We start from the raw sequence: 11521 nt of genomic DNA, 5'->3' as shown, positions 1-11521 counted from the left end.
ATTGCTCAGCTACAGCGTAGATTTGATTGCCTCATATAGTTTAGATAGTTGGAGAAAAGGGCGTAAGAAAGATCACTTAACGTGGGTCGAAGCCTTTCACCCAGCCTTTGATCTTTACTTTTTCTCCTGAGTTGGTTTCAGTAAAATCGCCTTCAAACTCAGCCTCGATATCTACAATTGGATACTCTTTCTTAGTGATTTGGTCCACCCAGGCTTTCTTGTTTTTTGAAACTACTTGATAAGAACCGCCATCGGATAAGAAGGTATATTTTTGATCATCTTTCTCCACCTTCAGTTCTATGAAGGAATTCTCCCCAAAGGGATTTTCTTCTGGCTTGAGAGGACTTATTTTGTCACCTTCCCAAATCATCCTAAACGTACTATTGCCTTGTGGAGGATCTACAAAACCAATGGTGCTTGCACTTATTTCTGTGTTCTCATTCCATCGGCTATCAATTCCTCCCTGGGCATATACAGGTGTGGTGAATGTCTGCCCGTCTAGTGTGCCGCCTGTAATTTCAAAGGAATAGAAGGATTTGTTTTCGAGCTCTTTCTTGTCGATTCCCAAGTCTTCGGCTACTTTTTCTAATGCCTGATCTTCGGATGATCCGCCGCAGGCAAAAGCCAGTAATGACACACCTGTAAGTAATAGAATCCGATTGATTAAGTTAGTCTTCATAGCCTGTCTATTGGATGTTGAATGAAAATGTAGCAGGCTTGATCTGTCCCTTGGCTTCCAATGGACGGGCAAGGAGCTTCACCTGATAGCTACCCGGCGCAAGCTTTCCTGGCGTTTCCTTTAGAAAAGCACGGCTTTTTTCATTGTAGGAGAGTAGGGAGATGAAATCAAACCCTTCCGTACCGATAATCATATCTCCAGGGATGTAGGGCATAGGATTTCGGGAGGTCTTGCCCATCAATTTGCCATTGTGATACACCTCAGTGATAAATTCGAAGAATATTATTTCCTTTCCTTCCTTGGATTTGATGCCGTCTCCTTGAAAAGAAAACAGGATGGGATACCTGTCTTTCCGGAAGTCAATAAAAATATCTATCAGGTTGTCAGATCGGGTTTCCAGTTTCAATTCAGATTTTTTGCCGACTGAAATGGCTCCTTTGACAGTTTGGGCATTGGATTCGACCAGAATAAAGGTGAACCAGGCCACAGCGATAATTCGAATAAATGTTTTCATAAGTATTGTATTAAATGAAATTGAATAATGATATAACTAGTGTCAATAGGCTGTTTTAAAGCTTTTGGTAATGGGTAGAAGGGAAGCAGAAACCTATAGGCGAAATTCCAGGTAGTTTTTTGCTTTGACATAGCCGGAAAATGGCTGCCAACTCTCCGGGTTATCCACTGCGTTGCTTTTCCCCAGTTTGCCTTCGAATGCAAATTCAAATTCTTCAGAGGTCCAGTTGATGACCGTCAATCGGCCTTCCATAATGTCTGTGGGAAAAGAAGTATCGTACTTGATCTGACCGGGCTCCCGCTCTGGATCAAATTTTCCATAGGCAATAAAAAACACATCGCCTTTCTCACTGTATCCATGGAACAAACCGGGTTCGTCAAACTTCAGCTCTGTCGGTTTTCGTGCAGAAATATCCTTGCCTGCAAACGTGAGTGAGATGTTTTGTCCCTCATTATCCATAATGCTAAATATGAGCTGGTTAGGATAGTTCGAAAGGGTGGCATTTGCCATTCCCACAGAATCAAAAACGATCCGATCCCCTACCTGCAGATAGACCAGGTGTGTCAGGTTTTCTGTGGAAGGGTTACTTGCAGGTATTGGATCTGACTGAGCCGTAGCTGCGAAGTATGGGTGGATGTATAGTAGGATTAAGTATATCAATTGCATAATTCAGAGAGTTTATCTGCCAGCTTTTTGGCAAGTTCAATACTGCGGGACTCATCTACAGATCCATATGGGCCCACCTGTGCATTCAAAGTGAGGAGCGCATCTCCCAAGACTACATACAGACTAAAGCTTTTTCTGTTGTACACGGCATAATCCGTCCCGGATTCTAAGGGGACATAGGCCATGGTTTCCATTGCCGTTACATTTTCCTGAAGCGATTTGTCGGAGGTGCTGGAGGCACTAGGTTCCTCTGATTTATCCAGTTGCTCATCCAGCAGTCGGTTTAATCGGAGTTGCTCCTCAGGGGTTTTGTCCCTATAGGTCATTTTCGCATAGTCGATTAGCGGGTTTGAGTTCTGCGCTTGTGCTTGATTTTGCTGAATGTGCAACTCGGAGGCTGTCTGCATTGCTTCAAACCCTATGAAATGAATCACCCCATTTTCCTTCCAGTGGAATTTGTATTGTTGGGCTGGTTCATAATGATCAGGAGTGATCTCATTACCATTTGCCAGATCTCTGATCAGTTGTTCAGTAAAGAACTTTCCCTCCTTTTCTCCAGTGAACTCTTTTAGGCAGGAGTAGGCTGATCTTTCAACAGTGGTTCCCTCAATGTGGTAAATTTTATCTGCTTGTTGGCTGCACATTGCTAATGCTACAAAAAGAGCGAGGTGAGGTAAAATACTAATTGTCTTCATGTTAAAAGGACATACCGTTTTTATAGCTACCCAAATCTATCACCTCATTGATCTCACCCAGTTGCACTACTTTCATGGTTGATGTCACTTTTCCTTTTTTGTCGAAAGCCGTCATTTCCATCATAAATCCCTGCATTTTCTCCGGTAGGGGCACCTGGTTTTTGGAGTAAGATCCCAAGGATTTGGCGAAGGCTGACTGGTCAAATTCCACATCAGGAGCCATCCAAAATTCTCCCTTCAAATCTTCATTCTCCATGATATATTTGGTTGCGGTATAGCCTAGTATAGTTTTGGTCTCGCTGGTCTTTCTCATTTCAGGTATGTTGTCTTCCTCTTCATCAGCGGCATTACCAAACATTCCCATCATAGCCGTGTTCATGGCTGTGTAGGTTTTGTCTTTGGGATTCAGGGTTACCATCACATCACTGTCCAGGTCATAGATGATCAGCATATTGGACATTTCCATTCCAAAGTAGCTATCGGCTGTATTGTACTTCCATACCTGTGTCATGGACTTTCCTTTTTCCATTTGCATTTCCATGGTGACCTGAAAGTCGAAACTATACTCTGATGGTGCTTTGAAATCCTTGGTCTGACCCATCATTCCGGCCAGGTCTATTCCGCCTAATCCATTTTCTCCGTCTGATTCAGCGGATTCGGAATTAGGTTTCACGGCCATCTCTTCGCGGATTTTTTTCAGGATTTGGCATTCTGCTGCGTTCACCATAAAAAACAGGGAGAAGGCTAGAATGGAAATTTTAGAAATTGAATATCTTTTCATAGCTGTTGATTTTATTTGCTATGACTTAGTCTGGAGGAAAGGAAAATGGTAAACAGAAAATGGTTTTAATTTTTCTTCTCATTTTTTACTGACTTATTATTTGCGTAAGACTCGGTACCGGAGCACAATTCCTATGGTAGGAATACGCTTATTCATAGGTAGGTTAAAAAAGTGGCTAAGTGATTACCTGACAGAAAGTAAGCTGTTTTTTACATATTGTTTAACTAACTAGTTGTTACTAGAGAAAAAAAGGATATGTTTACCTTATTCCAATTTTTAAGACTAAGGGTAAATGCGTGATATTCTTATAGAGCGACTTAAGGCTGGCGATAAAACTGCTCTGGCAGAAGTGTATAAGTTGTACAGGGAGCCATTCCTCCAGTTTGCCAAAAGGTATCATCAGGGAGAAGAGCTGTTGCAGGACATCTATCAGGATGTCAGTATTGCCTTATTTGACAGGGCGGTTTCCGGAAAACTGGAACTTGAAAAAAGCAGCATTAAAACTTACCTGTTCTCTATGGGTAAATTTATGCTCTTTACCAGATTGAAACGAGAGCAACCTGGCTTGGAATTGAAGGAAGAGCAGGAGTGGTCTGCGGGACTGTATGAAGATGCCAAACTCTTCATAGAAGAACCTGATCCAAAAGTGTCCTTTCTGGGAAAATCCCTGGCTAAGCTTGGGGAGAAGTGCAGGCAAATCCTGGAGTACTATTACTATGAAAACAAAAGCATGAAGGAGATCCAGCAGCTGATGGATTACAATCATCCGGACGTGGTGAAAAGCCATAAATCACGCTGTATGAAGTCACTCAAAGAGTCGTTCAAACACAAAAAATTTGATTACTGATGGAAAGCAACGAACTGCTAGACCGTTTCTTTAAAGGCAGCCTGACAGCAGAAGAAAAACTCATGTTGGAAGAATTGATTCGCTCTGATGCTGAATTCAGGGAAGAATTTGAGTTGCAGCAGGCAACCCGGGAAGCGGTAATCCGAAATAAACATAAGGAGCTCAAAGCCTTCTTAGGCGGAGTAGAAGAGGAGATAACCGGTAGCCAAAAAATCAGGAAAATACATCCCAATTCATATTTATGGAAGATTGCAGCAGGGGTGGCACTACTGGTTGCCGCCACTGTCCTTATCTTCAACTTTACGGGTACTCCTTCCGCTGCACCTGCTACGGATTCTTTTCTTTCCTATTACACCGCTTATCCTAACGTAGTTTCCCCGATCACACGTGGAGAAGAGTTGAATCCAGAGGATCTGGAGAAAGCCGCATTCGTAGCTTATGAAAGTAAAAATTACAGTCTTTCAGACAGTTTGTTTACAAAAATCCTTTCTTATCAAACAGACTATGTCCAGTTCTACAAAGGTATTTCCAAGTTTGAGCTGGGGCAATATGACTCTGCCATCCAGTATTTTGACAATTACCTTTATAGTGACGGTACGCAGCTTCGGGATCAGGCCAAATGGTACATGGCTCTTAGCTATCTGGTAAAAGGTGACACCCTCAGAGGTAAAGAAGAGATGATCCGGCTGAGAAAAAGCAGCGGATACAAGATGGATGAGGTGGAGCGAATTTTATTGGAGATAGAATAATCAAAATAAAGGAAGTCTTTTAGTTTAAATAAACTAGTATGAAAATTTTTTACATCAAGTATTTAGTCCTGAGTTTTATTCTTGTCTATATAACGCTTGCAAGCTATAGCCAATCTATGGACAGTACGGAATATAAAGCCAAAGTAGCGCAGCTAGAAAGCATAAAGGATGAAAGCAAAACAATGCCGAAAAGTGAAATAAAGAATAGAAGTTCCCTAAAAGAATTGAAAGACTATTTCAAAAATGAAAAATCCTATGATAATTATTTAGAGACCTTATTACACTTGTCTTATTCGTATTATTTTGAGGCAAATATGGATAGTAACTTGTATTATCTAGAAAAAGGAATGTCTGAGGTAATACGCCCCGAAAAATCAGATAAACTAGAAGTAATAAACATCTTTTTCAATCGCTATGCCTCGTTTCTAAATGACGATGGTCAATATACAAAAAGCAAAGATCTATACCAGGAGCAGATAGACCATTTGAGGAAAAATGACCCCTCTGGCTTGGCTAGGGCATATAATAATTTTGCCGTATTACTTAATAACCTGAAAGAAAGCGAGCAGTCACTCCGCTACTATGATAGTTGCCTTACCATCCTCAAGCAACAAGGGTTAGATGAAGGGACTCCCTTGGCCTACACTGCGTACCTAAATCAATCCATGCCAAAGATAAACATCGGACAATATCAAGAAGCACTGGAAAGCCTGAGAAAAAGCGAATTGAACTTGGTAAAAATGGGTCGAGACAAAAGTCCGGGAGACGTAATTATAACTTCTTTGTATTATGCTTATGTATATTCCCACAAAAATGAATATCCTGAAGACCTTGAACATGCCTTAACCTATGCCAATAAAGGCTATGAAATGCTCTATGAAATCAATTCAGAACACTTCTACATGACTTATTTTTATTTGGTGTTAGCTGATATTGAAGAGAAAAGGGGAAACCTTAAAGAAAGTCTAGTCTATAATAGTAAAGCTGTGGCTTTGAAGGCAAAATTAGCGGGAGAAGTCAACGATGACATGCCTGCAATGTTGACAAGTTTAGCTAGAGTGAACTATAAATTGAATTTCATAGACTCAGCTGAGTTTTATTTCAATCGTATAAAGAAAATATACGATGATCCGAGGCAGAATAAAACGTATGACTATGTAGAATACCTTTTTGAAAAAGCAGATTTTTATTTGCTTTCGGAGAGAATACCTGAAGCTGAGAATACCCTTTTGGAAGCGCTGCAAGGATTTATTCCTACCTATAAGTGGAGCCAAGGAATCGCCGATAATCCTCCTTTTGAACTGATACCAGAGGTCTATCAATCTGCATTCTTTTTTATAAAAAAGGCAGAAATCAGCAAGGAAATCGCGGAGAAAAATGAGGATTCTGATTTATTGAAATCTTCATTGGACTCCTATATTATCGGTACCATATTGCTGAATAAAAGCAAAAGTGCGATCTTCAATTTACGCTCGAAAGCTCAATATGGGCAACAAAAGAGCATTTATTATTCACAAGCTATCCAACTTGCAATCAAACTATTTCAAGAAACTGAGGATAAATCCTACTGGGAAAAAGCATTTATACTTTCAGACTTTGACAAATCCTCAAATCTTAAAAATCACCTAAATCAGCAATCCTCAGCTTATCAAAGTACCATCCCCCAAGCTTTGTTGGTGAAAGAATTGGAATTGAAAAGCGAAATAAATTCATTGGAAAAAGAAGCGTATCGAGACAGCTTTTCCAAAGCTATCCAATCCAACGCTAACGATTCTACGCTCAAACTCATCGTAAGTAAGAAAGAGGAAATGAATAAACTGCTGTCCCAGTATAAGAAAGCGTATCCCAACTACTATGCAATGCAATATGGAGGCTTGGATTTTCAACAAGAAAATATTCTGGCAAGTGACGGGTTGAGCGTGTTGAGGGCGTCGAATAGACTGATCTTACAATATCATGAATTGGATGATAAATACGTGTTAACATATGTCAAGGGCAGAAAGCAAGGAGTTTTGGATATCAATAAGGACGACTTATTCAATAAAAATCTTGAAGAGTTTATCTATAACACTAAAACGCCTACCTCAATTGATTTTCAAAGCGCTGCCCATTACTTATATCAGAACTTATTAGCTCCCGTCCTTGAATTAATACCTTCCACACGACTGATCATCATCCCAGACGGAGCTCTGAGCTATATCAATTTCGAACTTCTTATCAGCAATCCCATAGCAGAAAAAACCAACTATAAAGACTTCAACTATCTGCTCAAAAGCCACACGATCACTTACCATTATTCAGGCTCTTTGATAAACTTCAAACAGACCAACTTGAACGGCAAGTCCAGCATATTTATGGGTTTTGCTCCTTATCAGAATATTGCCGACCCAAAATACATAGCTCAGGATGAGCGAACAGCCACATTTGATTTTGCTTCATATACTCCCCTTCCATATAGTGATCGAGAAGTGGGAGAAATAAGTGAAAAATTTTCAGGCAAAGGTTATTACGGTGTGGAAGCGAAAGAAAGCGTGGTCAAAAGCGAGGGAGTTCAATCCAATATCTTACATTTTGCTACGCATAGTTACATAGATGCAAAGAACCCTATATTCTCGGGATTATTATTATCTGCCGATGATCAGAATGACGGGGTGCTTTATACCCATGAGCTGTTCGATCTGAAATTGAACGCCGATCTGGTGACCCTATCTGCCTGCAATTCTGGATCCGGCGAGTTTCAAAAAGGCGAAGGCGCTATTAGTCTTGCCAGAGGCTTTATGTATGCGAATGTTCCAAATGTATTGATGAGTCTTTGGGCAGTTTCTGACCAATCTACAAGCAAATTGATGGAGCTTTTTTATAGCAACATATATGATGGAGAACAATACAGCGATGCTATTAGAAACGCTAAACTGGACTATCTGTCCACTTCAGACCATAATTTGGCGCACCCTTATTACTGGGGAGCATTTATTTATGTAGGAGACGTGTCAGAAGATGGAAATACTTTTTGGATCTGGTTACTTCTGGGGATATTCATTGCTGCAGCTCTGGCTTATTATTATTATTTCTTTTACAGGAAGATGTCAACTAGCAAAGTTTAAAAACTTATAGAGTATTAAAATCTACTTTTTTATCCACTTCCGTTTGATAGATTTTCCACTTCAACTAGTTGATTGGGATAAGACAAAGTGATAAACATTTTACTCAGCCAAAACATTCTATCATCCAGAATAGAATGTTTTGGCACAATCCTCCAGTCCAATCTAGTTTAAGATTTCCTTGCGAAAATTCCATCAGGGTAAATAGCAAATGATCTTTAACTGTTTGTCTGATCGAAATTCTTCTCCAATGACAGAGACGAAGTATTGTCCGCAGTCGAATGAAAAGGCTGAATCTAGTTAGAAGGAGAATGGAGGCGGTCAGATTGATAATTAATATATAGTTGATTTAACTCAGGTAAAAATCACTCCTAAAAAGAAAAAGTATCAAGATTGCTCCTGATACTTTTAAAAGACTTCGATTCCTTATTGTAGTTCAAATGAAGCTCTTACCTGATTAAATCTACTATTCCCAAATCTTCATTATCAAAAGTTAGCTTAAGACTTGTCTCGGAAGATTTCATTAGGGTAGCATTTCCTAGTTCACTTTCCATTCGATTCCCACTGATGCTGTAATTTAGATCATAACCAAGTCCATCATTTATCGGAGCAGTGCAATAGGGGATGTTGTTTTCATCATAGGCTGTGGCAACCGGATTGATGTTTAAGTTACCATCACTGCCAAATCTGTAGGTGGTTTGGAAGTTGCATTCATCGATGACCTCATCGTTTATAAAATTGCTTTCTGCTAGCGTCCATTGACCTAGGACAAATTGAGAAAAGTCAGTTACTGGGTCTTCCTTTTCTTTGCAGTTGGAAAGTAAAAGGACGGCTATCAGGCTTAAGACCGAAAGAGGTAAATAGTGTAGTTTCATTGTGATTAAATGTTTGGTTGTAAAAATGGATATCAGCTTCCTCAATTGGTAAGGTAGTAATGCCTTCCAGTGGTTGGATTGAGGATCAATTAAGGATGAATTCTACCCTTCTGTTATTCGCTTTACCGGTTGGGGTGTCGTTTTCAGCAATGGGTTCTGAAGCTCCCTTACCGGATGCCTCCATGGCATTACTAACTCCAAACTCTGTTTGTAAGGCTAGTAATACTGCAGCTGCTCTTTCTTCAGACAGCTGCTGATTTAGTTCTTCGGACCCATCGCTGTCTGTATGGCCGATTATAGATACTGACTTAGCTGATTCAGAATTCAGCGCATCTGCAATCTCCTTTAGGATAGCATAAGACTCGGGTTTGATCTCGGCCGAACCGGAATTGAAGGTGATGGCAGAAGTGCTGTAAGTTCCGCTTTCCAAAAGTTTGTTTCGAGTATCCGGTTGGCCTACAGCATAGCGGATGTTACTGAGGTAGTAATTGTCCCCATCAGCAGAATTTGCTACAAAGAAGCGGGCACTGCTAAGCTTAACATCCTTTTGAAAGGCTGCTGTCAGATCCAATACTTTTTCTTCATTTGCAAATACCTGAACACGTCTTCCTGTACGGGCTATCGATATATGGATCGGCGTATTTTCACCTTCTGCATTAATGAGATGAGAGGCATCAAAATTATTTCTAAAATTCAGTCCTTTTTCTGTGTGAACAGCTTTTTTGCCTATAATATAAGGTCCACCGTCATGGCTGTTGCCGGAAAACTGGATTCCAAGGTAGTTGTCTGATAATTTCTGTAGGTTGAAATAATCACCATTTCCATTCCAACCGAGATTTGCTTCTGGATTGGCAATGTCTGAGAATACTACCATCATATTTCTGGAAGAACTAAAAGACCCAAATTCAAAGTCATACATCAGGTCAAACTCCAGAGTGAAATTCTCCGGAAAGTCAGTCAAATATTCCGGTATAAAGTTTCCTGAAGTCTTGCCAAACCACACCCAGTTCCCTTCGATTCCGTCAAAATTGACTATTTCTGCCGAACCAGTGGTGATCCAGGAGGCAGGAAGATCACCTACCTTATCTTGCATAAAATCATCATAGGCAAGGATTTCCTCGCCCTGTATAAAAGAGAATTTGGTATATTTAGCTAGAGTAGGAGATTGCTGTGCGTTGATACCATACGTAGGATTGCCATCTTCTGACCAGTCCGCGTAACCACCCTCCATCGCAGTAGAATCTACTTCTGCTTCATTTTTCGAACCTTTTTCCTTTTTATCTTTTTTCTTAAAGACTCCTTTCACCCCGTTGATAATACCATCACCTACCGATTCGATGGTTTGGTCCACAGTTCGCTCCGCCTTGCTTGCCGTAGATTCCTTAGCCTGGTTCACCACACGTTCCTTGACCTGAGCTTGAGTAACAGAAACGGTAATTAAAAGACTTGCTGAATAAAGTAAGACTCTCTTTTTTATTTGTATAGTCGTCATAGCAGTAAATGATTGTTAATAATCTGTTTCTGCTTCTTAGTCTTTTGGGATTAAAAAAGGTAAACAAAAAAGTTGCTGAAGGAATGTAATCCTGAAATAGCAGTCTAAAGGAAGTTTCATGAATAGCCTGAATCAGGACAGGATACCGAAATCACTATTTCACAGTTGCAGAAAAGTATGAGGATGAAATCTTCGGCGCTTCCCTTAGTGTGCGAAAAGGACCTCTGCCGAAAGAGAATCAAGTATCAGCAGTACACTTGAAAATACATTCACCGTTGAGAAAAGGAAACAGTAGGAGAGACCAGCATATTTACCAAATCTGTGCCAGTTACTATCCTGCTTTCCTCCATAGGGATAGCTACCATGTTGATGACGCCAAAAAATGGTTTGGTACATACACCTTTATCCATAGACAATCTGGGCATTTCTCGTGTAAAAAGGGTGATGGCTGTGGCCCCAAATTATGCGAAAACGGATTCTTTTGCTACTTCGGGTAACAACTGTAACAAAACGGTACCCTGTTGCTTAGAATCACTTATAATTCGCTAATGTTTTAGGTACAGTGATTTGATAGTTGGATATATATAGCGTCTTTTACTAAGGAGCGTTCTCCTTTTCCCAAATCTATATTTTCCAAACTCAAATAGTTATCAAAATTGACAGTAATTTTTCTCCTGTAGAACCACTCCAAACTCCCAACCCCATTCTGATTTCAGTGTGACCTTTCCACCCCACGCTTCCACACTTTTGAGCTTCATCAAAAACGATAATCGTTATGAATCAAGAAGCTCAGAATCTCAACTTTTCCAGAAATGTTCCACCAACATTGGAACAGGTACAAGCTTACTTTAGCTCTCTTCATGTTCCGACTTCTGAATCGGAAGTTTTCTACTTCTATTATCAGGGGATGGACTGGCGAAATGAATCGGGAACCGCTATTCGTGACTGGGTGATGGCGGCTGATGACTGGGTTTGGAATCTGGAAAACTGAGGCTTTTCCAAGAATACAAATTTCCTGCTTGAACTACACGACCTTCCACTGAGGGTAGGCTTGGCATTGCGTGTTGGCAATGAGCAAGATGTAGGATTGTCTGACGCCAATCCGCTCTTGCACACCGCTGC

Annotated in this window: 12 protein-coding genes; 4 read left to right on the top strand and 8 right to left on the bottom strand. The window is 40.4% G+C overall.

Annotated elements, in window-relative coordinates; all coding sequences use genetic code 11:
* Positions 1–76: 76 nt before the first annotated feature.
* The 5 genes from BM386_RS22730 to BM386_RS22710 all read right to left on the bottom strand — a co-directional run bounded on the left by BM386_RS22730 (position 77) and on the right by BM386_RS22710 (position 3335).
* On the bottom strand, positions 77–679 hold the full coding sequence (locus tag BM386_RS22730; protein ID WP_091698368.1) for a hypothetical protein: 603 nt from the start codon (positions 677–679) through the stop codon (positions 77–79).
* Between the two features lie 7 nt (positions 680–686).
* Positions 687–1193, bottom strand: a complete 507-nt coding sequence (locus BM386_RS22725; protein WP_091698366.1) for a hypothetical protein — start codon at positions 1191–1193, stop codon at positions 687–689.
* A gap of 93 nt (positions 1194–1286) precedes the next feature.
* Entirely contained in the window at positions 1287–1859 is a 573-nt protein-coding gene (locus BM386_RS22720; RefSeq protein WP_091698365.1) for a hypothetical protein, read from the bottom strand.
* Entirely contained in the window at positions 1850–2554 is a 705-nt protein-coding gene (locus BM386_RS22715; protein ID WP_139235974.1) for a hypothetical protein, read from the bottom strand. The genes BM386_RS22720 and BM386_RS22715 overlap by 10 nt, the downstream gene beginning before the upstream one ends.
* A 1-nt stretch (position 2555) precedes the next feature.
* On the bottom strand, positions 2556–3335 hold the full coding sequence (locus tag BM386_RS22710; protein ID WP_091698361.1) for a DUF4412 domain-containing protein: 780 nt from the start codon (positions 3333–3335) through the stop codon (positions 2556–2558).
* A gap of 292 nt (positions 3336–3627) precedes the next feature.
* On the opposite strand from BM386_RS22710, the gene BM386_RS22705 reads away from it, so the two are divergent.
* Genes BM386_RS22705 through BM386_RS22695 form a run of 3 tightly spaced genes read left to right on the top strand, consistent with a single transcriptional unit; the run spans position 3628 to position 8035 of the window.
* Entirely contained in the window at positions 3628–4182 is a 555-nt protein-coding gene (locus tag BM386_RS22705; RefSeq protein ID WP_091698359.1) for an RNA polymerase sigma factor, read from the top strand.
* Positions 4182–4931 (top strand): tetratricopeptide repeat protein, encoded by a 750-nt coding sequence (locus BM386_RS22700; RefSeq protein ID WP_091698358.1) that lies wholly within the window; start codon positions 4182–4184, stop codon positions 4929–4931. Before BM386_RS22705 ends, BM386_RS22700 begins: the two co-directional genes overlap by 1 nt.
* Before the next feature lie 38 nt (positions 4932–4969).
* Positions 4970–8035: a CHAT domain-containing protein gene (locus BM386_RS22695; protein WP_091698356.1), complete on the top strand. Its 3066-nt coding sequence runs from the start codon at positions 4970–4972 to the stop codon at positions 8033–8035.
* A 446-nt stretch (positions 8036–8481) separates the two neighbouring features.
* Here the strand turns inward: BM386_RS22695 and BM386_RS22690 are convergent, their stop codons facing one another.
* From BM386_RS22690 to BM386_RS23765, 3 genes are all read right to left on the bottom strand, one after another.
* Positions 8482–8907, bottom strand: coding sequence for a hypothetical protein (locus BM386_RS22690; RefSeq protein ID WP_091698354.1), 426 nt, complete (start codon positions 8905–8907; stop codon positions 8482–8484).
* Positions 8908–8992: 85 nt separating this feature from the next.
* The gene (locus BM386_RS22685; protein ID WP_091698353.1) at positions 8993–10399 is read right to left on the bottom strand and encodes an OmpA family protein; all 1407 of its coding nucleotides are present in this window, start codon (positions 10397–10399) and stop codon (positions 8993–8995) included.
* Positions 10400–10668: 269 nt separating this feature from the next.
* Positions 10669–10824, bottom strand: coding sequence for a hypothetical protein (locus tag BM386_RS23765; protein ID WP_170857164.1), 156 nt, complete (start codon positions 10822–10824; stop codon positions 10669–10671).
* A 350-nt stretch (positions 10825–11174) separates the two neighbouring features.
* On the opposite strand from BM386_RS23765, the gene BM386_RS22680 reads away from it, so the two are divergent.
* A complete protein-coding gene (locus BM386_RS22680) occupies positions 11175–11390 on the top strand; it encodes a hypothetical protein (protein WP_091698351.1) in 216 nt (71 codons plus the stop codon).
* The last annotated feature ends 131 nt before the right edge of the window (positions 11391–11521 follow it).

This window comes from Algoriphagus locisalis (assembly GCF_900116615.1).
Classification (GTDB): domain Bacteria; phylum Bacteroidota; class Bacteroidia; order Cytophagales; family Cyclobacteriaceae; genus Algoriphagus; species Algoriphagus locisalis.
The sequence above is the reverse complement of the archived record's forward strand: the minus strand, read 5'-3'. Positions and strand labels throughout refer to the sequence as shown.